Source organism: Qipengyuania sp. L-5Y (assembly GCF_056859455.1).
In genome coordinates, this window is record NZ_JBSXOM010000032.1 from 78,124 (window position 1) to 104,225 (window position 26,102).

The following is a 26,102-nucleotide window of genomic DNA, read 5'->3' on the forward strand; positions in this document are numbered from 1 at the left end:
GCCCCGGCTGATCCCTAGAAGGTGCTTTCGGGAATGATGATCACATCACCCGGCTGCAGGAGAACATTGGCCTTGCTGTCGCCGCGCTTCAAAAGATCGGTCAGGCGCAGCGCATATTCGCGCTGGTTTCCAACCTGCTTGTCGAAGCGGATCAGTTTCGCACGATTGCCGGCAGCGAATTCCGAAAGGCCGCCCACCGCGATCATCGCGTCGAGCACGGTCATGTTGGCCCGGTACGGCAGCGAAGCCGGTTTCTCCGTCGCGCCCACGATGCGGATCTGCTGGCTGAATGTACCGGCGAATTCATTGACGATGACCGACACCAGCGGATCTTCGATGTACTGGCTCAGCTGCAGGCGGATATCCTCCTCCAGCATGGACGGCGTCTTGCCCACTGCCGGCATGTCTTTCACAAGCGGTATGGTAATTCGGCCGTCGGGGCGCACCTGAATTTTTTCTGCACCCAGTTCCGGATTGCGCCAGACGTGAATGGTCAACTCATCGAGAGGACCGATCACATATTCCTCGCCCGGACCTTCCTGCATGGCGACGAAGGTTGCCGGAGGAAGCTCGGTTTCAGGCCCGCTCGCGCAGCCGCCCAGAACAAGCGTAGCGGCAACGCATCCGGCTGTAAGCGAAGCAATTCGGGTTAAGCGCATTAATCATTTCCCTGGCATCGTCCTGGAAAGCATCGAACGAGTTGCGCGCCCGATACTCCCCGTTATGGAACAGCTAATGCCCGAAATAGGTGAACAGACTGTTAGCCATAGGCCGTCGAAACCGCAGATTTCACGGCGATTTTGCATTAGTCGGTTTTGATCAGACCAGCATCTCTATTGCAGGACCCTGTCCCAAAAAGGCACTGGGTGATGCACTGGCACCGTAAGCGCCCGCGCAGAACACCGCGATCAGATCTCCTACCTCGGCCCGTGGCAGGTGCGCCTTGTCCGCCAGACGGTCCAGCGGGGTGCACAGACACCCCACGACATTGGCTTCTTCCTCCGGCTGCACGTCGAACCGGCTCGCGATTGCCACCGGATAGTTTCGTCGTACCACAGTGCCGAAATTGCCGGAGGCTGCCAGCTGGTGATGAAGGCCCCCATCGGTCACGAGATAGGTTTCGCCGTAACTCACCTTGCGGTCGACAATGCGTGTGAGATAAACTCCTGCTTCGCCAACAAGATAGCGACCGAGTTCAATAAAAAGTTCAGCATCCGCCAGAGTGTCGGGCAATGCGGCAAACTGCGCCTCGAGCGCCTGCCCCACAGCGTGGACGTCGAGCGGTTCGTCACCTGGAAAATATGGAATGCCGAAACCGCCACCCATGTTCAGCTTGGGCAATGAAACGTCTGCTTCCCGCGCAAGGCGATCCGCGCAATCGAGGACTTTGGCCTGCATGTCTATTACCGCTTCGGCGGAAAGGGCCTGACTTCCGGTGAAGATATGCAGTCCGCGAAAATTGCACCCCGCGTCCACAATCTTTCCGATGAGGGCTGGAACCCGCTCCGCATCGATGCCGAACGGTTTCGCCCCGCCCCCCATCTTCATGCCCGAACCTTTAAGTTCGAAATCGGGGTTCACCCGAACCGCCAGCGATGGGGTCAAGCCCAGGCGTTCGGCGATGGCAATTGCGCGACCGGCTTCCGCCTCGCTTTCCAGATTTAATGTCACGCCGGCCGTAATAGCGGCTTCCAGTTCGACATCGCGCTTGCCGGGACCGGCGAAACTCACGCGAGAGAGATCGAAACCCGTCGCCCGAACCATTTCCAGTTCACCGCCGGAGGCGATATCCAGTCCATCGGACAGGTTCGACACGAGTGAAAGCAATGGCGCAAAGCTATTTGCTTTTATGGCATAATTTATCTTCAATCGATCTGGCATCGCTTCGCGAAGTTCGGCGAACCGCTGCTCTATCCGTGTCTGCGAATACACAAACAGCGGGGTTCTGCCGGCCTGCCCGGTCCAATGGCTCACCGGCTTTCCGCCAATGGCCAGTTCACCGTCGATCGCCTGGAAACCAGGCGGAATGGGGCCCAGCGGCTTCATGCGCCGATTTCCGCAGCCAAGGCTGTCCGGTCGATCTTTCCGTTGGGGTTTACCGGCATCACGTCGCGCCAGTGAATGACATGCGGTTGCATGAAGTTGGGCAGTTCCTTTTTAAGCTCTTTCACGAGCGCTTCCTCGCCGTCGAGCGCAGTCGGCGTCGGCCTGACGATCAGATGGATGGCATGCCCGAGCCGCTCGTCCCTGACTCCCAGAGCCACGGCTTCTGCGACCAATCCGGTCGCCAGCGCAGCACTTTCCAGCTCTTGCGGACTGATGCGATTGCCCGAACTCTTGATCATGGCGTCACGCCGCCCGACGAAATAAAGAAATCCGTCCTCATCCCGCCGGACACGATCGCCAGACCATACGGCTGTTCCGCCATATCTGGAGCCAGCGGGCGCGGGTTTGAAGCGTTCCGCAGTCCGCGCCGCATCTTGCCAATATCCTTGCGCCACCAGTGGCCCGCAGTGCACCAGCTCGCCTTCCTCGTTAGCCGCGCAGATTTTGCCTTCGTCATCGACCACAAGGATTTCCGCGAAGGGTATCGCCTTGCCCATCGAAGTTGGGTGCGTGTCCACCAGTTCTGGATCGAGATAGGTCGAGCGAAAAGCCTCGGTCAGGCCATACATTGGAAACAGGCGTGCCTCCGGGAAGAGTGCGCGTAGCTCACGTACCAATTCGCGCGTCAGGGCCCCACCGGTATTGGTGAGCCTCCGGATCCCGGCGATTGCCTCGGCAGGCCATTCGATCTCGGTTAGCTGGACCCACAGTGGTGGGACAGCGGCAAGCGTCGTGACACCATATTTTGCGCAGGCCTTGGCCACATCTCGGGGGAAGAGATAGTCGAGCGGAACGGCGCAAGCTCCGGCATACCATGTCGAAAGCAACTGGTTCTGGCCATAATCGAAGCTCAACGGAAGGACTGCCAGCACGACGTCATCCGCTGCAAGGTCGAGATAGTTCGCCACACTGACGGCACCCAGCCACATATTCGCGTGGCTCAGCATCACGCCTTTGGGCTTGCCGGTGGAACCGCTTGTGTAAAGGATCGCAGCCAATTCGTCGGGATCGTGGCGCGACGGGGGCAACTCGGCACCTTCAGCCTCTGCCAACCCGCATATTTCGCTTTCATCAAGGGCCTCGCAGCCCGGCGGTAGATCTTCATCTTCCAGAGACGTCAGACGCGCCTTCGTGCCCATCAACATGGTCGAGCCGCTATCGGCCAGAATATGCGCAACCTGGGCCCGTTTGAGCAGTGGGTTGATTGGCACATGCACCAGCCCCGCCCGCGCCGCCGCCAATGGCAGCAGACAAGTCAGCTCGCCTTTTGCTGCCCAGCTTGCCACTCTATCGCCCTTGGCCGCACGACTTGCCAGCCATCCGGCCAGAAGCGAGACACGTTTCCTCAACTCCTCAAAGGTAAGAGTGCGATCACGCAGCACCAGCGCAGGTGCCTGTGCACTCCCGCGCTCGGCCAGTTGATCGAGCGGATGGGGCGTGGGATCAGGCATTAACGCTCCGAGGGAAAGCCGTTGGACATCGCAGTCAGCTATCACGACACGGTTACCAAACTGCAAGGGCTTGATCTGTCGGCCAGCAGCCCTTTCGACAGGCTCGAATGGTACGCCCTGCTTGAACACCCGCTGTTCGCGATGGCGGAACGGAGCGACGACCGAGTAGTGGTTCCGCTCCAACGGCACGCAAATGGTCTTTCTTCGTTAACGAATTGGTTCAGCTTTACGTGGCGACCTATTGGAAAGTCGCAAGAATTAATTCGCGAATTAGCACGCGATCTACGGTCGCGAACGCATCGTGTCATACTCTCCCCTCTTCCCGATGAGGACGGAACGGCCGAACAGATGGAGCAAACTTTCCGGGAGGCGGGTTGGTTTGTGCTGCATGATCAATGCGATGAAAATCACGTCCTGCCCGTAGCTGGGCGAACATTTGCCGAATATTGGGCCGGACGCCCTGGCAAAATGCGCACCACGCTCAAACGCAAGGCGAAGAAGGTCGACGTCGATATCCTCACACAGTTCGACCAAACGGCCTGGGCCGCTTATAAGGCGATCTATTCGGAAAGCTGGAAACCGGAAGAAGAGCGGGCCGATATTCTCGAAGCTTTCGCAGCGGCTGAAGGCGCAGCCGGTCGCATCCGGCTGGGCATTGCGCGCGCGGACGGCGTCCCTGTCGCCGCGCAGTTCTGGACGGTCGAAAACGGCACTGCCTATATTCACAAGCTCGCGCACATTGAAGCCGCGACACCTTTATCGGCCGGCACGACGCTCAGTGCCGCTCTATTCGAATATGTCATCGATACCGACGGGGTCGAACTGGTCGATTTCGGGACGGGCAGCGATGCCTACAAACGCGACTGGATGGAACAGGTGCGACCCCGTTTCAGGCTCACCTGCCTCGACTGGCGCCAGCCGCGAGCCTGGCCTGCCATCGCCAAGGCGTTTGTACGCCACCTTGCACCGCACAATCGCCCCAGCTAAGGCCTTCGCCTCGAGTGGAAGGCCAACGACAGGGAACGCCGAAGCAATGATTGCCGAAACCGCACAAGCCGAGCCTACCGGGCCGAGCCGCAGCGATATCGACCAGACGCTCCGCGCGATCCTGCGCGATGTTCTCGGGCTCGATCAGGATCAGGTAGACAGCTTTACTGGAGACACGGGCCTGTTCGGTCATCTGCCAGAGCTCGATTCTATGGCTGTGGCCGGATTGCTGACCGAAATGGAAGACCGGCTCGACATTGTAATCGAGGATGACGATGTCGACGGAGAGATGCTGGAAAACTTCGGCGGCCTCCTTGCCTTCGCCGAAGCGAAGGTGATCGAGGGCTGACCTCCGCCATGTATTCAGTCTGGCCTTGCCCATTGCCCGATGGCGGCGTGGGTGAGGAAATGGTGCTTGGTTTCGACGAAGCGCGCGAAAAACGGATATTGATTATCCCTGCCCTGTTCGAAGAAGCGAACAGATTTCGCCACCAAATCGTTGAATCAATGCGGAAACTCCATTCGCGCGGTGTAGACTGCTTTCTACCTGACCTGCCGGGATGGAACGAGAGTCTGGCGGACTTCGACAACCAGTCGCTCGCCCATTGGCGGGTCGGCATCGCCGCTGCGGTGGAGACTTTCTCCACGACCGCTATTCTCGCCGTGCGGTCTGGATGCTGGCTGGTGCCGGAGGACGGTAAAGGCTGGCTCTATGCCCCGCCGAAACCTCAGCAGATCCTGCGCAACATGCTCCGGGCACGCATCCTGAGCGCGCGGGAAGCCGGACGGGAAGAAATCACGGAAGACCTCCGGAAAACCGGCCGGGAGCGCGGAATCACGCTTGGCGGGTGGCCGCTCGGCCCTGAATTGTTTGCAGAGCTCGAAACCGAAGATTTCGCTGCTCCGCCGGGCTATTCAGTCGTCGAACAAGCGGATGTGGGCGGAACGCCGCTCTGGCTGCGCGCCGAAAACGATTTCGATCTCGCACAGGCCACAGCGCTTGCCTCCATCGTCGCAACCGACCCTAGCAAATGAAACGGCTCGCGTTCTCTTTCGAGTGCCAGGACGCGCGCTGCGGCGCGACACTCGACAGTGCGCCCGGAACGACCGGGCTGCTCCTCGTCAGCGGCGGCAATGAAGTTCGTGCAGGGGCATTCAATTCTCAAGCTCGCCTTGCTGCCGCCATCGCCCGTGCGGGTTTTCCGGTGTTTCGCTTCGACAGGCGAGGGATTGGGGACAGCGAAGGTCAAAACCGCGGATTTCGCAATTCACGCAAAGACATAGAAGCCGCTCTTCTTGCATTTCGTGCACTGGCACCGCAGGTCGAACGCGTCGTCGGTTTCGGGAATTGCGACGCGGCAAGCGCACTCATGCTAAATGCCGGCGCCGAATGCGACGCCCTCGTGCTCAGCAATCCGTGGACGATCGAGAACGACGGCGACAACATACCGCCGCCTGCTGCAGTGCGTTCGCGCTATGTCGAAAAGCTGAAAAACCCCAAGGAACTGCTGCGCCTGGCGTCTGGCCAGGTCGATCTGAAGAAACTCGCGCGCGGATTGCGCCAGGCTTCGAAGAAACAATCCGCGCCTTCTTCGCTTGCCAATCAGATGCGCTCGGGCATAGCGGGCTTCACGGGACCCGTTCGTATCCTCCTGGCCGAGACCGACAGGACGGCCCAGTTGTTCGATGAACGATGGGACGCTGCGGACGCACGCATTAGGCGCTGCGCAGGTGCCGACCATGCCTATTCGACGCCGCAGGCAAGCGAGTGGCTGCGCGCGCAAATCCTCGAGGTTCTGCGCCGCTAGCGCGTGAAGTAACTGGTCAGTTCGACATGCGTCGACCAGCGGAATTGCCCGACTGGCCGCAGTTTCTCGAGCCGGAAACCCGCATCTACAAGGACTCTGGAATCGCGCGACCAACTGACAGGGTTGCAACTGATGTATGCCACGCGCGTGGCCTCGCTCGCCGCAATCTGAACCACCTGCTCCCGCGCGCCCGCCCGGGGTGGATCGAGAACCAATGCCCCGAACCGGCTCGCCTCTTCTGCCTGCAGCGGATTGCGAAACAAGTCACGATGAAGCGTGTGCACCGGTATCTGCCGCCCATTCGCAGCCGCCTTGCAGGCGAGATGCGCATCGCGCGCAGCCTCCACTGCCAGCACCTTCCGCGGCCCCGCCAAAGCAAAGGCGAACGTGCCGAGGCCTGAAAAAAGATCGGCCACGGTCGTTGCGCCATCGAGAAAGTCCAACGCATCGGCGACCAGCGCACGCTCACCATCGACTGTGGGCTGGAGGAAGCTACCGTGAGGAAAGGGCACCGCAATGCCGCCCAGCCCAACGGTAAGCGGCTCGGGTTCCCAGCTTGTCTCCGGACCAAACCCACGATCCACAGAAAGGCGAGCCAGGGAATTCTCACGCGCAAAGTCCAGCAGAGCTTCAGTCGCAGCCAGCCCATCGGCCTCGATACCCTTCAGCGTACAATCGACGCCCTGATCGACCAGCGTCAATTCCACATCGACCGCTTGCCGGCCGCCATAACGACCGATCAGTTTTCTCAGTGGCTCGACCAGGGCGAAAAGCTCGGGCACGAGGATATGGCATTCCTGCATGTTCACAATTCGGTGCGATCCGCTTTCGCGGAAACCCAGCGCGGCGCCCTGCGCGGTCTTCAGCGCATGCAAGGTGGCGCGTCGGCGCGACCGTGGCGGCGATAGCTGCGTCGCGAGTACTTCTCCAACCGCGAGATCCTGTGCCTTGGCAGCACCGACGACGCGGTCTGTCACGAACTGCCGTAGCGCCTCTTCATCGACATGCTGCAACTGGCACCCACCGCAGACCGGGAAATGTCGGCACGGCGGGTCGGCGTGATGCGGGCCTGTCGTCAGTGTGCCATCTTCGCCCACGGTGTCGCCCGGAACGCCGCCGGAGATGTGCCTCCCCGACGCGGTGACGCCATCGCCGCGCGCAGCAATGCGGATGATTTCTTCGGTTTCACTCACAGGAAGGACGCCATGGCCGGTTTTACCGCGTGAGCAAGTTCCCCTGCAGAAAATGCCGGGGATGCAAGGCGCGCCGCTTCGTGATGCAGCCATATGCTCTCGTCGGCTGCACGCCGCGGATCACCATGGGTTGCGAGCCGCGAACCCAGGATCCCCGCCAGTACATCGCCGGACCCTGCCACGGATAACCAGCTCGAGCCTCTAGGGAAAAATGACGTCATGCCGTCATGCACAAGAACGGTGTCGGGCCCCTTTGCCAGCACGGTGAGGCCGGTGACATCCGCCAATGCGCGAGCCCGATCGAGTTTGCTTTCCGCCGTGACGCCAAACGTCTCGCAGAGTTTTGCCAGCTCTCCTTCGTGAGGCGTCACGCACAAGGTCTTGGCGTGGGCCATCGCCAGAAGTTCCGGATCGAGAAGATGCAGCGCATCCGCATCCAGCACTGCCGGTTTTCCGCTTTCCAGAACCTTGGCCAGCCTTTCACGAGCCGCGTCGTCGCGGCCTAGTCCCGGTCCGATCAGCAAAGCCGAAATCCGCCCGTCGGAAAGCACATCGGCGAGGCTGCCCTGCTCGATCACGAGTTCGGCCGGCGCATCGGGATGAGAATGATCGCTGAACAGCTTCACATAGCCCGCCCCCGCGCGCATGGCTGCCTCCGCGGCAAGCAGTGGCGCGCCGGGCATTGCCCCTGCCACGATGGCCAGCAGCCCGCGATTGTATTTATGGGCATCGGGCTTGGGCGAAGTTATTGTCGGCGCAGCGGAAACCGTCGATGAAACATCTTCGAACTCCAGCCCGATGGTAACCAGTCGCTTTTCGCCCATCGCTGCCATAGCCGGCATGAGAAAATGGGCCTGCTTCCACGCGCCAAGAGCCAGCGTCAGGTCATACCGAGGAAGCGGGCCAAGCACACGCGCAGCGTCACTCTGAACTGCACTCGGGACATCGATAGCTATTTTATAACAGGGTGATGCTGCCATTTTCTCCAGTATTCTCGAGAACGGCTCCTCGACCTTTCTATCCAGGCCGTACCCGAACAGACAATCGACCACCACGCCTGTGCGCAGAGCGCCATGAAGAGTGACCTTGCCCTGAAAGGCCGACCGCGCCTTGCGAGCGGTCTCGCTTTTTGGCTCCACGGGCGCAATCACGTCCACTTCGTACCCCGCCCGGCTCAACACGTCCGCGATCACATAACCGTCACCGCCATTGTTCCCGGGTCCGCAAAGCACCGTGACCGGTCGTCCTGCAGCCATGCGGATGACCCATTGCGCTGCGTTGGTCCCGGCACGCTGCATCAGCTCCCACTCGCTGGTCCCGCGATCCATTGCGGCTTTCTCCGCGTCGCGCATCTCGGCGACGGTGAGCACAGGCTCAGTCACGTACGGGCTGGCCCCAGCGATAGCGATCCTCTCCGATCGCGAGCACGACCGCGTCCCCTTCGCGCCAGCTTTCCGCCTTCTGTGCGCCGTCGAACTCGGCCAGGCCGGACACCGTTTCAGCGCGTGCGAGCCTGCGGAAACCGCCATCCGGGTGCCGCATGATGAGGTAGTTCGCACTGCCATCGCTTACTTCGACGAGACGGCATTCGCCGGTGAAATCGGTTGCCCCACCCAGCGCGCAGGAAATCGTTGATCCACCTTCGCTCGCAATCTCGGGCGAAACCTCGCACGCTCCAAGACCGAGCGATGCAACCAGAAGAACCCAGAGGGATCGTTGCGGAAAAGTCATGCGTAGCCGCTGCCACGCACGGCGCTCGGGGGCAAGTCTCAGCGCGTTTTCAACTGGCCCACATCCCGGATTGCCCCGCGCGCCGCAGAGGTCGTCATCGCGGCATAGGCTTCGAGCGCTGGCGAGACCCGCCGTTCTCGCGGTTGGGCAGGAAGCCAGCCCTTCTTCTCCATGACGGCGCGCCGCTCCGCCAGAACTTCATCGGACACGGCTAGATTGATCGTGCGATCGGGTATGGAAATTTCGATCCTGTCCCCCTCCTCGACCAAAGCGATCGCGCCGCCTTCCGCGGCTTCGGGCGACACGTGGCCGATCGACAGGCCTGACGTTCCTCCCGAAAACCTGCCGTCGGTCAGCAGGGCACAGGCTGCGCCCAGCCCCTTCGATTTCAGATAGCTCGTGGGATAAAGCATTTCCTGCATGCCGGGTCCGCCCCGCGGCCCTTCGTAGCGGATGACGACGACATCGCCCTCGACGACCTGCCCCGTCAGGATCGCCGTCACCGCGTCGTCCTGGCTCTCGTAAACCTTGGCTGGGCCCGAGAAGTTCAGAATGCTCTCATCGACCCCCGCGGTCTTAACGATGCAGCCATCGCGCGCGATATTGCCATAGAGCACGGCCAGCCCGCCATCCTTGCTGAACGCGTGTTCAGCGCTCCGGATAACCCCGTTTTCGCGGTCCGTATCGAGCTCTTCCCACCTGCGCGACTGGCTGAAAGCGGTCTGCGTCGGCACCCCGCCCGGCGCCGCCGCGAAAAATTCGCGGACCTTGTTGTTCTGCGTGCGGCCAATGTCCCAGTCATCCAGCGCATCGGCCATGGTCGGGCTGTGTACGGTCGGCAACGCGGTGTGAAGCAGGCCTGCCTTTTCCAGCTCGCCGAGGATCGCCATGATGCCGCCTGCCCGGTGGACGTCCTCCATATGGACATCGCTTTTCGCCGGTGCGACCTTCGACAGGCAGGGAACCTGGCGGCTCAACCTGTCGATGTCCTTCATGGTGAAATCGACCCCCGCCTCATGCGCGGCGGCAAGCAGGTGCAGCACGGTATTCGTCGAGCCACCCATTGCGATATCGAGGCTCATCGCGTTCTCGAACGCTTCGAAGCTGGCGATGGAACGTGGCAGGACGCTCTCGTCATCCTCCTCGTAATATCGCTTCGCCAGCGTTACCACCAGCCGCCCTGCCCGTTCGAACAGGCCTTTGCGGTCGGCATGCGTGGCGAGCTGCGAACCATTGCCGGGAAGCGAGAGACCGAGTGCCTCGGTCAGGCAATTCATCGAATTGGCCGTGAACATGCCGCTGCAACTTCCGCAGGTCGGGCATGCGTTCTGCTCTATGGCCGTCACTTCCTCGTCCGAATAGGCTTCGTCCGCCGCGGCGACCATGGCATCCACAAGGTCGAGGGCGACCTCCTTGCCTTTCACCACAACCTTGCCTGCCTCCATCGGACCGCCGCTCACGAACACGGCGGGAATGTTCAGGCGCATCGCGGCCATCAGCATGCCCGGCGTGATCTTGTCGCAGTTCGAAATGCACACCATCGCATCGGCGCAGTGGGCGTTGACCATGTATTCGGCGCTGTCGGCAATCAGGTCGCGGCTCGGCAACGAATAGAGCATGCCGTCGTGCCCCATGGCGATCCCGTCATCGACCGCGATGGTGTTGAATTCCTTGGCCACGCCGCCCGCGGCCTCGATTTCGCGTGCGACCAGCTGCCCCAGATCCTTGAGATGCACGTGCCCCGGCACGAACTGGGTAAAGCTGTTGACCACCGCGATGATCGGTTTGCCGAAATCGCCATCTTTCATACCCGTCGCGCGCCACAATCCGCGCGCGCCGGCCATGTTGCGGCCGTGGGTGGTGGTGCGGGAACGATAGGCGGGCATGGCAGGTCTCTCTTGGCTTCCAGGCGAAGCCTAGCAGACAGCAAAGCCTACGCTAACGGAAGAATGCCCGTGGTCCGGCCAAGCTCGGCTTTACACCTCCAGCGAGACGCGACCCATGATGTCTGCCAGCATTACCGCCCAGCGCGCCTGCCCTGCGGCCGTATCGATCTGATCCTGTCGTATCTCGACCGTGCAGTAGGGAATGCCATTGGCCTCGGCATGGCGATCCATCGTGGCGTTGAGCTGCTTGCCCGAATAGGGCTGGTTGTCGCCCACTGTCAGACCCTGTTCGCGAAACAGCCGAATGGCATGTTGCGCCGCTCTCTCATCCTGATTGTACAGCAGGGCGACTTCCCAGGGTCGCTCTTCATCACTGGTCGCCAGGCTGGGCGTGAAGCTGTGAACTGCAACCAGCATACGCGGCCGGGCGCGTTCGATCAGCGCCGCCAAAGCGTTGTGATATGGTCGATGATAACGTGCGAGCCGCATCTCCACATCTGCGCCGATATTACCGGGGATCAGGTGCCCGTCGCTGGTCGTTGGAACAACGGCCGGTTCGTTCTCCTTGCGGTGAAAATCGCAAACGAGACGGCTCACGGTGGCGATGTGCACAGGTAGATCGTGGCGGCGGGCAAGACGATCCGCAACGCCTTCCACCCCGATATCGATCGCAATATGATCGTTCATCAGCCTGGGATCGATCCCCAGTTCGATGCCTGCTGGAACATGGTTCGATGCGTGATCGGCCACTACCAGCAATCCGCCGGGTCGAATGTCGTCCACATTCACCTGGCGATAGGGCCGACCGTCGATCATCTGAGCTTTCCTCGCATCTGCCACCAGCCGGGATGGTCGGCGGCCATGCGATCCGCCGCCTCGTCCCGCGCTGCCTTGTCATCGAACAGCGCGAAACAGGTCGCGCCCGAACCGGACATACGGGCGAGAAAGGGCGAAGTTCCGCGCAAGGCGGCAAGCACCCCGCCGATCTGCGGGCACAGCGAAAGGGCGGGTGCTTCGAGATCGTTTCGCCCGTCGAGAGTGATCGTGCGGGCATCGCCATCGGGCAAGGCGCCGCGATCCTTCTCGTCCCAATGCTTGAACACCGGCCCTGTCGAGAGCGGGACGCGCGGATTGACTAGCAAGACGGGTGTACCCGCCAGAGTGTCATCTGCCGCTTCGAGTTCGGTGCCGGTGCCGCGCCCGATACAGGTACGACTTTCGACACAAGCGGGTACATCCGCGCCCAGTGCAGTTGCGCGCTCGTGCCAGTCGTCCGGCAATCCATGAAGTTCTTTCACGATGCGAAAAACGGCGCCGGCATCCGCCGAGCCCCCACCGAGCCCCGCCGCAACAGGGAGGTTTTTCTCCAGCGTGATTCTGAGCCCGTCGGCGCGCGGCACCTTGCCCAGCGCCTTTGCCACCAGATTGTCGAACGGGTTGTCGAGACCGCCCGCGAACTCGCCCATGACCGTCACGGCATCCTGCGCCGCGCTGGTGGCTGTCAGCACGTCCCCCGCATCGACGAAGGCAAACAGCGTCTCGAGCTCATGATAGCCATCGTCCCGCCGCCTGCGAACATGCAGCGCCAGGTTGATCTTGGCATATGCGGTTTCGACATGGGCCACGCCACAATTCCCCGTCATTGCGAGCGAAGCCAAACAATCCCTGGCGTTGGCGCCTGGATTGCCGCGTCGCTTTCCCCCTCGCAATGATGGAGAAAGCAACGCTGACGATTACATATTCGGGTAGTTCGGCCCGCCGCCGCCTTCGGGCGTGACCCAGGTAATGTTCTGGTTCGGATCCTTGATGTCGCAGGTCTTGCAGTGGATGCAGTTCTGCGAATTGATCTGGAACTTGGGCTCCGCGCCTTCCTCCAGTATCCACTCGTACACGCCCGCCGGGCAGTACCGGGCGGATGGGCCCGCAAAGACTTCCAGCTCGCTCTCGCGCTGCAGTTCCATGTCCGCGACCTTAAGGTGGCAAGGCTGGTCTTCGGCGTGGTTGGTGTAGCTGAAGCTGACATTGGTAAGCCGGTCGAAACTCAGTACGCCGTCGGGCTTGGGATAGGCGATCGGCTTGAAGTTGTCGGCCCGCTCCAGCATCTCGTAATCGCGATGATGCTTCATCGTGATCGGCAGTCCGATCTTCAGCGTGCGCATCCACATGTCGATGCCCGCGATGACCGTACCCAGATCCTCGCCCCACTTGGCGACGGCGGGCTGCGCGTTCTTCACCTTCTTGAGCTCGTCTGCGATCCAGCTGTCGCGCACGGCGGCATCGTAATCCATCAGCTCGGTATGCTCGCTACCGGCGGCGATCGCCGCAGCGATGCTCTCCGCGGCCAGCATCCCGCTCTTCATCGCGGTGTGGCTGCCCTTGATGCGCGGGACGTTCACGAAACCGGCCGAACAGCCGATCAGCGCGCCGCCGGGGAAGGCCAGCTTGGGCACGGATTGCCAGCCGCCTTCGTTGATCACGCGCCCGCCATAGGACACGCGCTTGCCACCTTCGAGGATCGCGGCGATGTCCGGATGGTGCTTCCAGCGCTGGAATTCCTGATAGGGCGACACATAGGGATTGGCGTAATCGAGCGCGGTCACGAAGCCGAGCGCCACCTGACCGTGGGCCTGGTGATAGAGGAAGCCCCCGCCCCAGGTGCCGGTTTCGCTCAGTGGCCAGCCTTGCGTATGGATCACGCGGCCGGGCTCGTGCTTGGCCGGATCGATGTCCCACAATTCCTTGACGCCGAGACCGTAGACCTGCGGTTCGCAATCGGCCTCGAGGTCGAATTTCGCCTTCATCTGCTTGGTCAGATTGCCACGCGCCCCTTCGGCGAAGAGGGTGTATTTCGCATGGATTTCCATGCCCGGCTGGTAATCGGCCTTGTGGCTGCCATCCTCGGCGATGCCCATGTCCTGCGTGACGATACCGGTCACTGCACCCTTGTCGTCGAACAGCACTTCTGCGGCGGGAAAGCCGGGGAAGACCATCACGCCCAGACCTTCGGCCTGCTCGGCCAGCCAGCGACACATATTGCCCAGCGATCCGGTATAATTGCCGTGATTGCTCATGAAAGGCGGCAGCAACATCTCGGGAAGGTCGGATTTTCCGCTTTCGGACAGCACCCAGTGGTGGTTCTCCGTCACGAGGGTTTCCGCCATCGGGCAGCCCTGGTCGCGCCATTCGGGCAGCAGTTCGTCCAGCGCACGCGGATCGACCACCGCGCCCGACAGGATATGCGCGCCGATTTCGCTGCCCTTTTCGAGCACCACGACTTCGAGTTCCGCGTTCACTTGCTTCAGCCGGATCGCCGCGGCGAGGCCTGCCGGGCCTCCGCCGATGATCACGACATCGCAGGGCATGGATTCGCGTTCGCTCATGTCTCTCTCTTTTCGTCGCTTTACTGTTGCGAATGCCTTGATTGGTGGCGCTTTAGAGGTCAAGACCCGCGCCCAAGTAATGATGCATGCCGACCCCCCGAATTCGCGCGATGTCACGGCGCTCGAAAGCCTGGAAGGCGCGCTCGACTGGTGGCGCGAGGCTGGCGTCGATGCCGATTTTCTGGACGAGCCGAGTGGCTGGCTGATCGAGCCGGAGGCCGACGATGCCGTAACGGCTCCTCCTCCGCCCGCACCGCCGCCGGTACAGCGCAAGACCCCGCTGCAACGCGCGCTCGAACAGGGCGAAGGTGCGGCCATGCAGATCGATCGCTCCGCCCTTCCCGATACGCTCGAAAAATTTCGCGCATGGTGGATGTCGGAAGCTTCGCTGGCGGATGGCGCGCTCGATCGGCGCGTTCCCCCGCGGGGCGTTGCAGGCGCGAAGCTGATGCTGCTTTTGCCCCAGCCCTTCGATGACGATGCCGAAGGACTGCTGACGGGCGGCGCCGCCAAATTCGTCGATGCCATGCTCGCGGCAATGGGCATGGGCCAGCACGAAGCCTACATCGCCAGCGCCCTTCCGGCCCCAATGGCCCTGCCCGATTGGGGTCAGCTTGCAGGTGCCGGTCTGGGCGAAATCGTCAGGGCCCATATCGCGCTCGCCGCCCCGCAGCGCGTGATCCTGTTCGGACGCGCGCAACTCGCGCTGTTCGGCAAGACGCCCGAAGATGCGCGCGACCCCCTCTCGCTGGACTGTGACGGCAAGACCTACCCCCTGCTCGCCGCCCCTGACCTGCGCAACCTTGCCCGCTCGGCCGCCCGGCGGGAAACTTTCTGGAACCGATGGCTGGACTGGACTTGATGACGCTTCGCATTTTCGCCGCCGCCGCTTTGGCCGCCACCACCTCCCTCCACGCGGCCCCGGCCCTTGCGCAGGGCAGCGTGGAATATTTCACCCGTTCGCACGCGGCTTCCCTCCCGCAGCTCCTCTCGCAGGACGACCGCGCCTATTACGGCTCGCTGTTCGAAGCGATCGACAGCCAGAACTGGGACAGGGTCGAGGTCATGCTGGCCAGTCGCGATGACGGCCCGCTCCACGGCGCGGCACTGGCGACCTATTACCTCCATCCGCAAAGTCCGCGCATCGAACTGCCGCGCATCGAAAGCTGGCTGTCGCGCTATTCCGCGCTGCCGCAAGCGGAATCCATCGTCCGCCTTGGCCAGACGCGCGGGCTCGTGAACCCGCCCTATCTGCGCCCGGCCCGCGATCTCGTCCGCCAGCCCGGGTCGACCAAGCGTATCCGGCCCAGTTCGGTCAACGACGGTACGATGCCTGAAAGCGTAAAGGCCGCGATCCTCGAACGCATCACCAATGACGATCCGAATGGTGCCCGCCTGCTGCTGGACGGCGTGGATGCCACGCTGTCGCGCGATGCGCGGGCGGAATGGCGCTACCGCGTCGCTTTCAGCTACTACATCGAAAATCAGGACGCGCAGGCCTGGGCCATGGCGGATACGACCCGCGATGGCGGCAGTGGTGCCTGGGTCGCGGAAGGCGATTGGGTCGCCGGGCTCGCCGCATGGCGGCTGGGCGATTGCGACAAGGCCGCAGAAGCCTTCCAGCGCAGCGCGTCCGGCTCCGCCAATCCCGAACTGACCGCAGCGGCGCATTACTGGGCCAGCCGGTCTTTCATCCGCTGCCGCTTCCCTGAAAAGGCTGCCGAACAATTGCGCGGCGCCGCGCGTTTCCCGGAAACCCTCTACGGCATGCTGGCCCACGAACAGATGGGGCGCGACCTTCCGCGGACCCACGCCTTGCCCGACCTGACACAGGCCGATTGGGAACATCTGCGCCAGGAAGACGCGGTCCGGCAGGCCGTCATGCTGGCGGAAGTCGGGCGGCGCGATGCGGCGGCGGACGATCTCGTCTGGCTGGTCCGCACGGGCGACCCGAAGGATTACGGCGCATTGTCGCGGCTATCGCGTGCGCTGGGCCTCACGGGGGCGCAGACCTTCATGGCCTATAATGCCCCGCGCGGCGAAGGGGCACATCCCAGCCTGCGCTATCCGGTCACCTTCCGCGCACCGGTGGGTGGATGGCGCGTGGACCCTGCCCTCGCCTTCGCCCATGCCTTGCAGGAATCGAACTTCCGCGAAACCGTGGTCAGCCCGGCAGGTGCCATCGGGTTGATGCAGATCATGCCGATCACGCAGCGGGAATATGCCGCATCGATCAACATGAGTTCGGGCGCGGATCTGAAGGACCCGGCCGTCAATCTCGCCTTCGGCCAGCGCACGCTGGAATCCCTCAATTCGTCCAATTTTACGCAGGGCAAGCTGCCCAAGGTGATGGCGGCGTACAATGCCGGGCCCACGCCCGTTTCGCGCTGGGAAAGTGAAATCCGCGATCAGGGCGATCCGCTGCTCTACATGGAAAGCATCCCCTATTGGGAAACGCGCGGCTACGTCGCCATCGTGATGCGCAATTACTGGATGTATCTGCGCCAGGCGGATGCCGATGCGCCAAGCAGGGTCGATCTGGCCGAAAACGACTGGCCCATGTTTCCGCGGGCCAGGTAAGGAACACGCTTATGCCAATCGACGAAAGCCGCACCTTCAAGCCAGTGCGTATCGCGCTGCTGACCGTATCCGACACGCGCACCTCGGCCGATGACACTTCGGGCGATATTCTTGCCCAACGCATCGCAGATGCTGGCCACGAACTCGCCGATCGCGATATCAGCCGCGACGATGTGAACCAGCTCGCCGCGCACCTTCATCGCTGGATCGACGACGAACAGATCGATTGCATCATCACCACCGGCGGCACCGGCCTCACCGGCCGCGACGTCACGCCGGAAGCGCTCGACAAGGTCAAGAGCAAGGACATTCCCGGTTTCGGCGAACTATTCCGCTGGATCAGTTACGAAACCATCGGCACCAGCACCGTCCAGAGCCGCGCCTGCGCCGTGCTCGCCCGCGGCACCTATATCTTCGCCCTGCCCGGCTCGAACGGCGCAGTGAAAGACGGCTGGGACCGCATCCTTGCGCACCAGCTCGACAGTCGCCACCGTCCCTGCAACTTCGTCGAACTGATGCCCCGCCTCCGGGAAAGATAGCCTTCGCCTTTATTGCAAGGAGCCGGAGGCGACCCGGCCGCCCATGATGCCGCCACCGATCGGCAAGCCGAACCTCTGCTAGAATTCATTTTCCTACTCGGCTCCGCCTGCATAACAGACCTGATTCGCTTCCATTCCCGACAGGAGACGCGGATCATGACCGACATTACCGAACCCTTTGCCCATGTCCCGGCGCGTGGCTGGACACCCGAACTGAAGGCGCGCTTTCTCGACCGGCTGGCGGCTCACGGGAATGCCCGCGCCGCCTGCCGCGCGGTCGATCTGTCCGCCGAAGCGGCCTATCGCCTGCGTCGCCGCGATCCGTTCTTCGCTCGTGGCTGGGCCGCTGCGCTCGTCTTGGCGCGGGAAAACGGGGTCCAGGCTCTGGCAGAACGCGCCATCGAAGGGGTGGAAGAACAGATCTATTATCGCGGGGAGCTCGTCGGCACGCGCCGGCGCTACGATGCGCGGCTTTTGCTGGCACATCTGGCACGCCTCGATGCGATGGTCGGTGACAATGCCGCCTGCGCCGATGCCGGTCGCTTCGACGAATTGCTGAACTGTGTTGCCACCGGCAAACTGGCCCTGCCGCCCGTGCGCAAGGATGCTGTCGCCGCGGCAGGCGAAGAAGCTCGCCGCAATCATCGCGAGAAAGAGCTCGAGGTGTTCTACGGCGCGGCGGAGGACGACGTTCAGGACGACGACGACAGCGGCTGGACCGTCAGCGAAAGCAGCGCCGAATTCCTGGGTGGTCTCGATGACGAATGCGACGAAGTGGCTGCACAGGCCCGGGAAGACGCGGGGCACGAATGGGATCGCCGCCTTGCCGACACCTTCGACACTGTCGATGCCTTGTGTGGATGGCCCGCATCGCCGACCGCTCCCGGACTGCCCATCAGGGTCCGGCCGCCACGCGTTGATCCTTCCGCGCTTGCGCAGCTGATGACGCTGGCATGCCAGACGGTCGATCGACCCGCTAGCGAACCGCTGGCCTCGGGACGGCCCAGGACCCTGTCAACTGTGTCAACCTGCGCCGTCTCGCGAATGCTTGTGCGCAGCTCATCGCACCGGGCCGCACCGCACCCCCGCTCACCCTTCGGAGCGCCGCGGACAGATGCGCGGCGATAGCTGCCAAGGCTTGCGAAAACAGACTGGCAAAGCTTTTTTGTTCGCTGTATGTTCTGCCTCATGGAACGTCGTCTCGAACCAGCGATTCCCGGACGCGGCGCACAGGGCGCCGATGTGCCGACACGCTTCGGCCTCGCCACGCGCGAGGTGGATGGCGACTGGCGCGATCATATGGAAACGCTGGACGGGCCGCCGGTCAAGCTGCGTACTCAGGTGACCGAAGAACGCCCCCGCACGATACTCAGCTTCAATCAATCGCCCGATATTGCGTTCGATCGGTCCGTGAACGCTTACCGGGGTTGTGAACATGGCTGCGTCTATTGTTTTGCCAGGCCGACGCATGCCTATCACGATCTGTCTCCCGGTCTGGACTTCGAAACGAAGCTGTTCGCCAAGCCCAATGCCGCCGAAATCCTGCGGGCCACTCTGGCCAAGGCGAAATATCGGCCGCGGCCCATCGCCATGGGGACGAATACCGATCCCTACCAGCCGATCGAGCGGGATTATCGCATCACGCGCGAGGTGCTCGAAGTCTGTCTCGATGCGCGTCACCCCGTGACGATAACAACCAAATCGGATCGTGTTTGCGACGATCTGGATCTGCTTCGTGCTATGGCCGAACAGAGGCTGGTTGCGGTCGCAATATCGGTGACCAGCCTCGACCCCAGGCTATCGGCCAAACTGGAACCCCGTGCGGCTGCCCCGGCGAAGCGTCTGGCCGCCCTCGCCAAACTCGCCGAAGCGGGCATACCCGTCCATTGTTCGATAGCTCCCGTGATCCCGGCGATCACCGATGAATTCATGGAAGACATCGTTCAGCGCGCGGGCCAGCTCGGGATCGGCAGCGTCGGCTGGATACCCCTGCGCCTCCCGCACGAAGTCGCGCCCCTCTTCCGGGAATGGCTCTCGGTCCATTTTCCGGAACGCGGCGACAAGGTCATGAACATCGTCCGCTCGATCCGTGCCAAGGACGGGCAGGCGCGGGACAACGATCCCGACTTCTTCACCCGCATGAAACCCACCGGTGTCTGGGCCGATCTCTTCCGCGCAAGGTTCCGCCTCGCCTGCAAGCGCGCAGGCGTGGGCAAATCGAAATTCGAACTGGACTGCACCCGGTTCCGCCCGCCGGCCGTCGGCGGTCAGTTGCGGCTACTGTGAAAATTTTCGCAGACTTAGAGGCTAGAACCCCTCGCCCATCGCTCCCGGCTTGAAGCGAACCAGCCTGCTGTCGGCCAGTGCGGCAGTGCGATTGACCACGGCCTTCTGATACTCGGGATCCGTGATCATCTCGAAGAACGCGGCCGCACTGGGATATTGCGCGATAAAGCCATCGTGCCAATGCATCGCTCCCGGCCCGGTCAGCACCGCCTCGAATGCCCCGCGCCAGACGATTTCGCCGCCGACCCGGCGGAAAATCGGGCCGCTGGTCTTGCCATACTCCTTGTAGGCCCGGCGTCCGCTCCAGTCCTTGCCGGCATTGTCATGGCCCTCGGGATATTCCGCCTGGTCCCGGTACTGCAGCAGGTTCAGCATATGGATCGGCTGATCGCGCGGCAGATCCTTGAATGCTTCGAAATTGGTCTTGCTTGGGTCGATATAGCTTTGTGTCATGGTGCGTCCTCCTCAGCCCAGCGTATAGTCGCTGAAGCGTTCGCGCAGGTCTTTCTTGCTGATCTTGCCGGTGGCGGTGTGCGGGATGTCGTCGACGAATTCGACCGCGTCGGGCAGCCACCATTTGGCGACCTTGTCCGTAAGGAATGCGGTCACGTCCTCGGCACTGCACTCCGTCCCGGATTTCCTGACCACGAACAGAACGGGTCGCTCGTCCCACTTGGGATGGGGCATGCCGATAGCCGCCGCTTCCGCCACGGCCGGATGGCCCACCGCTGCATTTTCGAGTTCCACCGAGCTGATCCATTCGCCGCCGGACTTGATGACGTCCTTTGTGCGGTCGGTAATCTGCATCGTCCCATCAGGATGCAGGATCGCCACATCGCCAGTGTCGAACCAGCCGTCCGCATCGGTCGCGTCCTCTTCCGCCTTGAAATAGCGTTTGATGATCCACGGCCCGCGTATCTGAAGCGCACCGCTTGCCTCGCCATCGCGCGGAAGGACCGTCGACCGGTCGTCCAGATCGACCGTACGCAGTTCGACGCCGAAGATCGGCCGCCCCTGCTTCATCGTCTTTTCCACCTTCTCTTCAAAGGTCAGTTCGTCCCAGTTCGCCGTTGGACCGCCGACCGTCCCGATGGGCGAAGTCTCGGTCATTCCCCATGCGTGCTGCACGCGCGTACCGTTCTTCATCAGCCGTTCGATCATGAACCTCGGCGCAGCGGAACCGCCGATCGTCGCCGATTTGAGCTTGGGCAGATCCTTGCCCTCCGCATCGCAATACTGGAATGTCGCCAGCCAGACGGTCGGCACACCTGCGCTGTCGGTCACCCCCTCACGATCCATCAGGTCGCACAGCACCGCGGGGTCGTTCACGGCGGAGAAGACGAACTTGATCCCCGCCATCGCCCCCGAATAGGGCAGGCCCCAGCTGGCGGCGTGAAACATCGGGACCACCGGCAGCATGACGGAAGAACCGCTGAAATTGAATGCGCTGGTCTGCAGCCCGGCCATCGCGTGCAGCAGGGTGGAACGATGTTCGTACTGCACACCCTTGGGATTGCCGGTCGTGCCGCTGGTGTAACAGATCATGCAGGGATCGCGTTCGTCCCCCTCGACCCATTCGAACTCGCCGTCCTGCTCGCCAATCCAGTCTTCGAAACTGGTCGTATGCTCGCCGCTGTCGAAGCAGATGTAATGTTCGACCGTCGGCCATTTGTCGCGCATCTTGTCGATGATCGGCTGGAACGCCGCGTCATAGATCATGACTTTGTCTTCGGCGTGATTGACGATGTATTCGAGCTGGTCTTCGAACAGACGTGGATTGCAGGTGTGGAGCACCCCGCCCATGCCCGCCACGCCGAACCAGCTCACCAGATGGCGGGAATGGTTCATCGCGAGGCTTGCCACCCGATCGCCCTTTGTCAGGCCAAGCGCCAACAGCGCCTGAGCCATCTTCCGCGCGTCCAGATGGATGCCCGCCCAGTCCGTCCGCGTTTCGGTGCCATCGGCCCAGTGGGTCACGATTTCGCGACCGGATGCTTCCCGAGCCGCATGATCGATCACATGCGAAATTCGCATGTTCCAGTCCTGCATCGCACCAAACGCCATAAACTCTCCTCTCACCCGTCGGTTCGACCGTCAGGCAACGAGGCGCAAGTTTGCCTTTCCTCGTCGCGCGGTCAGTTGCACCTTGGCAAGGCCGGGCACACTTGCCAAGCGTTCGGCGAGGTCCCCATCGATAGAAAATGCCCGTCCCAGGCGCATGACGGGCGGCGCCACATCGCCGGTGAGCAGCGTGGCCATTACTTCATCGCCCCCTGCGCCGTCTTCACCGAGTTCGATTGCCAACTGGTTCAGCGCGTCGACGCTTTCTACCTCGAGCGTCAGCAACATTGCCATGCTGCCCCGAACGGCATCGAGCGGGACGGCATGCCGCACGGTTATGCGAGGCGGCTCATCGGGGCTCGGACTGTCGAGCTCCACGTCGAGCTTCACGCAGGTTTGCTTGTCCGCCCATTCGAGGAATCTGTCGACCAGACCTTCTTCGAAGCAGGCGGCGCTGAACTGGCCCGAGCTATCGGAAAAGTCCGCGCGTATAAACGGCTTGCCACGCTTGGTAGTGCCTTTGCTGGCTCCTTCGACCTGCACCGCCATCACGGCGGTCATCCGTCCGCCACCGGGAACGCCCCCTGCGATCAGAGATGCGTGCGAGCGGGCGCCCTGCGCGCTGGAAATTTCCCGATAAACCGCCGTGGCATGTTCCTTGAACGAAAACCCCATGTTCTCTTTCTCACGGTGACGCGCTTCACTGAGCGACCACTCCTCGACTTCCTTGAGGCGCAATGTATCTTCGACCGGCGCGGCCTCGCCTCCGAACAATCCACCCTGTCCGCTCGACCGCTCGCGCTCTGCGGCATCGGCCACGGCCATAAGCATGTCGGCATTGGCGAACAGCTTGGCGCGGTTCGGTTCGAATTCGTCGAGTGCCCCGGCACTGATCAACGCCTCCAGCTGGCGAGAATTCATGGAGCCCTTGGGCAGACGCTCGAACAAATCTTTGAGGCTTTTGAAACGCCCTGCAGCCTCGCGCTCGTCGACGATCGCTTCCATAGCTCGCTCGCCGACGTTGCGTATGCCAGCCAATGCATAACGCACTGCATAACCGTCATCGGTTTGCTCGACCGAATACTCCGCTTCCGAATAGTTCAGCGACGGCGGCAACACCTTGATGCCGCTACGCCGAGCATCGTCGACGAAGATCGCCAGCTTTTCGGATTGATGCATGTCGAAGCACATCGAGGCGGCGTAGAATTCTTCAGGATAGTGCGCCTTCAGCCAAGCCGTCTGATAGGCAAGCAATGCGTAAGCTGCGGCGTGAGACTTGTTGAAACCATAGCCCGCGAACTTGTCGATCAGGTCGAACAGCGCGTTGGCCTCGCCCTTGTCGATACCGGATACTCTCTTGCAGCCATCAACGAAGCGTTCGCGCTGCGCATCCATTTCTGCCTGGACCTTCTTACCCATTGCGCGGCGCAGAAGGTCGGCGTCGCCCAAGGAGTAACCTGCAAGGATCTGCGCGGCCTGCATAACCTGTTCCTGGTAAACGAAGATCCCGTAGGTTTCGGCCAGAATGCCTTCCAGCTTGGCATGCGGATATTCGATTTCCACCTGACCGGCCTTGCGCTTGCCGAACAGCGGAATGTTATCCATCGGGCCCGGACGATAAAGCGAAACAAGCGCGATGATGTCGCCGAAATTGGTCGGCTTTACCGCCGTCAGCGTACGGCGCATGCCTTCCGATTCAAGCTGGAAAACCCCCACCGTATTGCCGCTCTTCATGAGCTCGTAGACCTTGGCGTCATCGAGCGGCAGAAGCGAAAGATCGATCTCGATGTCACGCCGTTTGAGCAGGTCGGTGGCCTTCTTGAGAACCGACAGCGTCTTGAGACCGAGAAAGTCGAATTTGACGAGGCCGGAGCTTTCGACATTTTTCATGTCGTATTGCGTAACCGGCATGTCCGACCGCGGGTCGCGATAAAGCGGCACAAGCTGGGCAAGCGGTCGATCACCGATCACCACGCCTGCGGCATGGGTCGAACTGTTACGAGGAAAGCCCTCGAGCTGCATCGCGAGATCGACGAGGCGCTTCACCTCATTGTCGTTGTCGTATTCCCGTTTGAAATCGGCGGCCCCGTTCAGCGCCCTGGGCAGCGTCCAAGGGTCGGTCGGATGGTTCGGCACCATCTTGCAGAGGCGATCCACGTGCCCATAGCTCATCTGCAGGATGCGGCCGGTATCGCGCAGAACGGCGCGCGCCTTCAGTTTACCGAAAGTGATGATCTGAGCGACGTGATCGTGGCCGTATTTCTGCTGGACATAACGGATCACCTCGCCCCGCCGCGTTTCGCAGAAGTCGATATCGAAGTCGGGCATCGAAACGCGTTCGGGGTTGAGAAAACGTTCAAACAGCAGACCGAGCTGGATTGGATCGAGATCCGTGATGGTCAAAGCCCATGCGACGAGGCTACCCGCACCCGAACCACGTCCCGGGCCCACAGGAATATCGTGGTCCTTGGCCCATTTTATGAAGTCGGCAACGATCAGGAAGTAGCCCGGAAAGCCCATCTGATTGATGATATCGACTTCGAATTTCAGGCGATCAAAATAAATCCCTCGCTGGTCTTCGGACATCTCGCCATACGGTTCGAGACGCGCTTCTAGCCCCCTGTGGGCATCTTCCGCCAACATGCGCGCCTCGCCTTCGAGGTCACCTGCAAGGCTGGGCAGGATCGGCTTGCGGTATGGCGGGGCATAGGCACAGCGTTGCGCCACGACGAGCGTGTTCTGAACAGCCTCCGGCAGATCGTCGAAAGCCTCGTCCATCATGTGGTAGGTTTTTACATAGCTTTCCGGGTTCGACTTCGCTCGCTCGTCGGCGTCGATATGCGTGGATCCGGCAATGCACAGCATGGCATCATGCGCCTTATGCATGTGCGGCTCTGCAAAATTTGCAGGGTTTGTGGCGACGAGAGGGAGGTCACGGTCGTAGGCCAACTCGACCAGCGCGGCCTCTGCCCGCTGTTCCACCTCGTTACCACGGCGAGCCAACTCGATGTAAAGCCGTCCGGGAAACAACTCCTGAAGTTTTTGCAGCAGGATCTCTGCGTGGCTCTGCTGTCCCTCGGCCAGAAGCTTCGTCAGCGCGCCCTCGCTTGCCCCGCTGAATGCAATGAGTCCACCGGTGCGGCCATCAAGATCGTTCAGGCGGACATGGGGTTCGAACTCGAGCGGACGTTCCAGATGGGCGCGGCTGACGAGATGACAGAGATTGTCGTAGCCCTGCTCGTCCTGCGCGTAGAGCGGCAGGTAGTCGACCTGCTTCCCTTCGCCATCCCGCGCAACACCAAGAAGGGTCCCGATGATCGGCTGGATGCCTTCCGCCTTGCAGGCGTTCGCGAACATGACTGAGCCGTAAAGGCCGTTGCGATCGGCAATGGCGATTGCGGGAAAGCCGCGTTCTTTGGCCAATTTGGCCATCGCCTTCGGGTCGATCGCACCTTCCAGCATGGTGTAGGCGGAGAGGATGCGGAAAGGGACGAAGGGCTTGAACGACATGCACTGCAATATGCGTATTGCACGCGCGATTCACCAGTCACTTCCGGCCTCACTTCTCCACAGCTCTTCGGAAGATCAGAGGAGCTTCTCGATATCCTTCGAAATCGACTTGGGTGCGTCGGTCGGGGCATATCGTTTCACCACATTGCCCTTTCTGTCGATCAGGAACTTGGTAAAATTCCATTTGATCGCCTTCGACCCCATGAGACCGGGTTTTTCGGCCTTCATCCAGTCGAACAAGGGGCTCGCGTCGTCGCCATTCACGTCGACTTTCTCCATTAGGGGAAAGGTCAGCCCGAAGTTCATTTTACAGAATTCTGCAATCTCACTTGCGTTGCCCGGTTCCTGTGCACCAAACTGGTTGCACGGAAAGGCGAGCACTTCGAAACCCTGCTCCCGGTACTGCTGAAATAGTTCTTCGAGCCCCTCGTACTGTGGTGTGAACCCGCACTTACTCGCGGTGTTCACGACCAAAATGATCTTACCCAGCTTTTGCTTCAGATCGATCTGTTCGCCCTTGTTATTTACGACGGTGAAGTCCGCGATGGTTGTCATGGCAGGTCAGTCCCTCGAATCTGAGCTCA

At 61.7% G+C, this 26,102-nt stretch carries 23 protein-coding genes; 9 read left to right on the top strand and 14 right to left on the bottom strand.

The window, feature by feature from the left end:
* Positions 1–14: 14 nt before the first annotated feature.
* The 3 genes from AC13F2_RS14005 to AC13F2_RS14015 all read right to left on the bottom strand — a co-directional run bounded on the left by AC13F2_RS14005 (position 15) and on the right by AC13F2_RS14015 (position 3,557).
* The gene (locus AC13F2_RS14005; protein WP_103023730.1) at positions 15–659 is read right to left on the bottom strand and encodes an XrtA/PEP-CTERM system exopolysaccharide export protein; all 645 of its coding nucleotides are present in this window, start codon (positions 657–659) and stop codon (positions 15–17) included.
* Positions 660–819: 160 nt separating this feature from the next.
* Positions 820–2,046, bottom strand: coding sequence for a pyridoxal-dependent decarboxylase, exosortase A system-associated (locus AC13F2_RS14010; RefSeq protein WP_482965560.1), 1,227 nt, complete (start codon positions 2,044–2,046; stop codon positions 820–822).
* Positions 2,043–3,557 carry an acyl-CoA ligase (AMP-forming), exosortase A system-associated gene (locus AC13F2_RS14015; RefSeq protein WP_482965561.1) on the bottom strand — a complete coding sequence of 505 codons (1,515 nt, stop codon included), beginning with the start codon at positions 3,555–3,557 and terminating at the stop codon, positions 2,043–2,045. The genes AC13F2_RS14010 and AC13F2_RS14015 overlap by 4 nt, the downstream gene beginning before the upstream one ends.
* Positions 3,558–3,905: 348 nt before the next feature.
* On the opposite strand from AC13F2_RS14015, the gene AC13F2_RS14020 reads away from it, so the two are divergent.
* From AC13F2_RS14020 to AC13F2_RS14035, 4 genes are read left to right on the top strand one after another with little or no spacing between them, the layout of a single operon-like run.
* Positions 3,906–4,544: a GNAT family N-acetyltransferase gene (locus AC13F2_RS14020; RefSeq protein ID WP_375246475.1), complete on the top strand. Its 639-nt coding sequence runs from the start codon at positions 3,906–3,908 to the stop codon at positions 4,542–4,544.
* Positions 4,545–4,590: 46 nt separating this feature from the next.
* A complete protein-coding gene (locus tag AC13F2_RS14025; RefSeq protein ID WP_103023727.1) occupies positions 4,591–4,893 on the top strand; it encodes an acyl carrier protein in 303 nt (100 codons plus the stop codon).
* Between the two features lie 8 nt (positions 4,894–4,901).
* Positions 4,902–5,579, top strand: a complete 678-nt coding sequence (locus AC13F2_RS14030) for a hypothetical protein (protein WP_482965562.1) — start codon at positions 4,902–4,904, stop codon at positions 5,577–5,579.
* Complete coding sequence (locus AC13F2_RS14035) at positions 5,576–6,352, top strand: hydrolase 1, exosortase A system-associated (protein ID WP_482965563.1); 777 nt, start codon at positions 5,576–5,578, stop codon at positions 6,350–6,352. Before AC13F2_RS14030 ends, AC13F2_RS14035 begins: the two co-directional genes overlap by 4 nt.
* Here the strand turns inward: AC13F2_RS14035 and AC13F2_RS14040 are convergent.
* The 7 genes from AC13F2_RS14040 to AC13F2_RS14070 all read right to left on the bottom strand — a co-directional run bounded on the left by AC13F2_RS14040 (position 6,349) and on the right by AC13F2_RS14070 (position 14,542).
* Positions 6,349–7,545 carry a class I SAM-dependent RNA methyltransferase gene (locus AC13F2_RS14040; protein WP_482965564.1) on the bottom strand — a complete coding sequence of 399 codons (1,197 nt, stop codon included), beginning with the start codon at positions 7,543–7,545 and terminating at the stop codon, positions 6,349–6,351. The two genes, AC13F2_RS14035 and AC13F2_RS14040, sit on opposite strands and share 4 nt — an antisense overlap.
* Positions 7,542–8,927: an NAD(P)H-hydrate dehydratase gene (locus AC13F2_RS14045; RefSeq protein WP_482965565.1), complete on the bottom strand. Its 1,386-nt coding sequence runs from the start codon at positions 8,925–8,927 to the stop codon at positions 7,542–7,544. The genes AC13F2_RS14040 and AC13F2_RS14045 overlap by 4 nt, the downstream gene beginning before the upstream one ends.
* Entirely contained in the window at positions 8,920–9,276 is a 357-nt protein-coding gene (locus AC13F2_RS14050) for a hypothetical protein (RefSeq protein ID WP_446117617.1), read from the bottom strand. The genes AC13F2_RS14045 and AC13F2_RS14050 overlap by 8 nt, the downstream gene beginning before the upstream one ends.
* A gap of 38 nt (positions 9,277–9,314) precedes the next feature.
* Positions 9,315–11,162 (bottom strand): dihydroxy-acid dehydratase, encoded by a 1,848-nt coding sequence (gene ilvD, locus AC13F2_RS14055; RefSeq protein ID WP_482965566.1) that lies wholly within the window; start codon positions 11,160–11,162, stop codon positions 9,315–9,317.
* Between the two features lie 90 nt (positions 11,163–11,252).
* Positions 11,253–11,978 carry an N-formylglutamate amidohydrolase gene (locus tag AC13F2_RS14060; RefSeq protein WP_482965567.1) on the bottom strand — a complete coding sequence of 242 codons (726 nt, stop codon included), beginning with the start codon at positions 11,976–11,978 and terminating at the stop codon, positions 11,253–11,255.
* Positions 11,975–12,805, bottom strand: coding sequence for a 4-(cytidine 5'-diphospho)-2-C-methyl-D-erythritol kinase (locus tag AC13F2_RS14065; RefSeq protein ID WP_482965568.1), 831 nt, complete (start codon positions 12,803–12,805; stop codon positions 11,975–11,977). The genes AC13F2_RS14060 and AC13F2_RS14065 overlap by 4 nt, the downstream gene beginning before the upstream one ends.
* Before the next feature lie 90 nt (positions 12,806–12,895).
* Positions 12,896–14,542, bottom strand: coding sequence for an electron transfer flavoprotein-ubiquinone oxidoreductase (locus AC13F2_RS14070; protein WP_482965569.1), 1,647 nt, complete (start codon positions 14,540–14,542; stop codon positions 12,896–12,898).
* A 79-nt stretch (positions 14,543–14,621) separates the two neighbouring features.
* Between AC13F2_RS14070 and AC13F2_RS14075 the strand changes: the two genes are divergently transcribed.
* From AC13F2_RS14075 to AC13F2_RS14095, 5 genes are all read left to right on the top strand, one after another.
* A complete protein-coding gene (locus AC13F2_RS14075) occupies positions 14,622–15,404 on the top strand; it encodes a uracil-DNA glycosylase family protein (protein WP_482965570.1) in 783 nt (260 codons plus the stop codon).
* Complete coding sequence (locus tag AC13F2_RS14080) at positions 15,404–17,122, top strand: lytic transglycosylase domain-containing protein (RefSeq protein WP_482600672.1); 1,719 nt, start codon at positions 15,404–15,406, stop codon at positions 17,120–17,122. The genes AC13F2_RS14075 and AC13F2_RS14080 overlap by 1 nt, the downstream gene beginning before the upstream one ends.
* 11 nt (positions 17,123–17,133) lie before the next feature.
* Complete coding sequence (gene moaB, locus AC13F2_RS14085; protein ID WP_482965571.1) at positions 17,134–17,661, top strand: molybdenum cofactor biosynthesis protein B; 528 nt, start codon at positions 17,134–17,136, stop codon at positions 17,659–17,661.
* A 156-nt stretch (positions 17,662–17,817) separates the two neighbouring features.
* Positions 17,818–18,789, top strand: coding sequence for a hypothetical protein (locus tag AC13F2_RS14090; protein ID WP_482965572.1), 972 nt, complete (start codon positions 17,818–17,820; stop codon positions 18,787–18,789).
* 60 nt (positions 18,790–18,849) lie between these two features.
* Positions 18,850–19,947, top strand: a complete 1,098-nt coding sequence (locus AC13F2_RS14095; RefSeq protein WP_103023830.1) for a PA0069 family radical SAM protein — start codon at positions 18,850–18,852, stop codon at positions 19,945–19,947.
* Between the two features lie 21 nt (positions 19,948–19,968).
* On the opposite strand, the gene AC13F2_RS14100 is transcribed toward AC13F2_RS14095, so the two are convergent.
* From AC13F2_RS14100 to AC13F2_RS14115, 4 genes are all read right to left on the bottom strand, one after another.
* Entirely contained in the window at positions 19,969–20,400 is a 432-nt protein-coding gene (locus AC13F2_RS14100) for a DUF1330 domain-containing protein (protein WP_482965573.1), read from the bottom strand.
* Between the two features lie 12 nt (positions 20,401–20,412).
* A complete protein-coding gene (locus AC13F2_RS14105; protein ID WP_482965574.1) occupies positions 20,413–22,011 on the bottom strand; it encodes a long-chain fatty acid--CoA ligase in 1,599 nt (532 codons plus the stop codon).
* 30 nt (positions 22,012–22,041) lie between these two features.
* Positions 22,042–25,518: a DNA polymerase III subunit alpha gene (gene dnaE, locus AC13F2_RS14110; protein ID WP_482965575.1), complete on the bottom strand. Its 3,477-nt coding sequence runs from the start codon at positions 25,516–25,518 to the stop codon at positions 22,042–22,044.
* A 75-nt stretch (positions 25,519–25,593) separates the two neighbouring features.
* On the bottom strand, positions 25,594–26,073 hold the full coding sequence (locus AC13F2_RS14115; RefSeq protein ID WP_482965576.1) for a glutathione peroxidase: 480 nt from the start codon (positions 26,071–26,073) through the stop codon (positions 25,594–25,596).
* Positions 26,074–26,102: the final 29 nt, after the last annotated feature.

Coding starts and splice junctions, on each gene's coding strand:
- moaB (WP_482965571.1), top strand. CDS start 17,134: ATGCCAATCGACGAAAGCCGCACCTTCAAGCCAGTGCGTATCGCGCTG.
- AC13F2_RS14090 (WP_482965572.1), top strand. CDS start 17,818: ATGACCGACATTACCGAACCCTTTGCCCATGTCCCGGCGCGTGGCTGG.
- ilvD (WP_482965566.1), bottom strand. CDS start 11,162: ATGCCCGCCTATCGTTCCCGCACCACCACCCACGGCCGCAACATGGCC.
- AC13F2_RS14115 (WP_482965576.1), bottom strand. CDS start 26,073: ATGACAACCATCGCGGACTTCACCGTCGTAAATAACAAGGGCGAACAG.
- AC13F2_RS14020 (WP_375246475.1), top strand. CDS start 3,906: ATGGAGCAAACTTTCCGGGAGGCGGGTTGGTTTGTGCTGCATGATCAA.
- AC13F2_RS14015 (WP_482965561.1), bottom strand. CDS start 3,557: ATGCCTGATCCCACGCCCCATCCGCTCGATCAACTGGCCGAGCGCGGG.
- AC13F2_RS14080 (WP_482600672.1), top strand. CDS start 15,404: ATGACGCTTCGCATTTTCGCCGCCGCCGCTTTGGCCGCCACCACCTCC.
- AC13F2_RS14070 (WP_482965569.1), bottom strand. CDS start 14,542: ATGAGCGAACGCGAATCCATGCCCTGCGATGTCGTGATCATCGGCGGA.
- AC13F2_RS14095 (WP_103023830.1), top strand. CDS start 18,850: ATGGAACGTCGTCTCGAACCAGCGATTCCCGGACGCGGCGCACAGGGC.
- AC13F2_RS14050 (WP_446117617.1), bottom strand. CDS start 9,276: ATGACTTTTCCGCAACGATCCCTCTGGGTTCTTCTGGTTGCATCGCTC.
- AC13F2_RS14060 (WP_482965567.1), bottom strand. CDS start 11,978: ATGATCGACGGTCGGCCCTATCGCCAGGTGAATGTGGACGACATTCGA.
- AC13F2_RS14035 (WP_482965563.1), top strand. CDS start 5,576: ATGAAACGGCTCGCGTTCTCTTTCGAGTGCCAGGACGCGCGCTGCGGC.
- AC13F2_RS14030 (WP_482965562.1), top strand. CDS start 4,902: ATGTATTCAGTCTGGCCTTGCCCATTGCCCGATGGCGGCGTGGGTGAG.
- AC13F2_RS14100 (WP_482965573.1), bottom strand. CDS start 20,400: ATGACACAAAGCTATATCGACCCAAGCAAGACCAATTTCGAAGCATTC.
- AC13F2_RS14105 (WP_482965574.1), bottom strand. CDS start 22,011: ATGGCGTTTGGTGCGATGCAGGACTGGAACATGCGAATTTCGCATGTG.
- AC13F2_RS14025 (WP_103023727.1), top strand. CDS start 4,591: ATGATTGCCGAAACCGCACAAGCCGAGCCTACCGGGCCGAGCCGCAGC.
- dnaE (WP_482965575.1), bottom strand. CDS start 25,518: ATGTCGTTCAAGCCCTTCGTCCCTTTCCGCATCCTCTCCGCCTACACC.
- AC13F2_RS14065 (WP_482965568.1), bottom strand. CDS start 12,805: ATGACGGGGAATTGTGGCGTGGCCCATGTCGAAACCGCATATGCCAAG.
- AC13F2_RS14005 (WP_103023730.1), bottom strand. CDS start 659: ATGCGCTTAACCCGAATTGCTTCGCTTACAGCCGGATGCGTTGCCGCT.
- AC13F2_RS14010 (WP_482965560.1), bottom strand. CDS start 2,046: ATGAAGCCGCTGGGCCCCATTCCGCCTGGTTTCCAGGCGATCGACGGT.
- AC13F2_RS14075 (WP_482965570.1), top strand. CDS start 14,622: ATGATGCATGCCGACCCCCCGAATTCGCGCGATGTCACGGCGCTCGAA.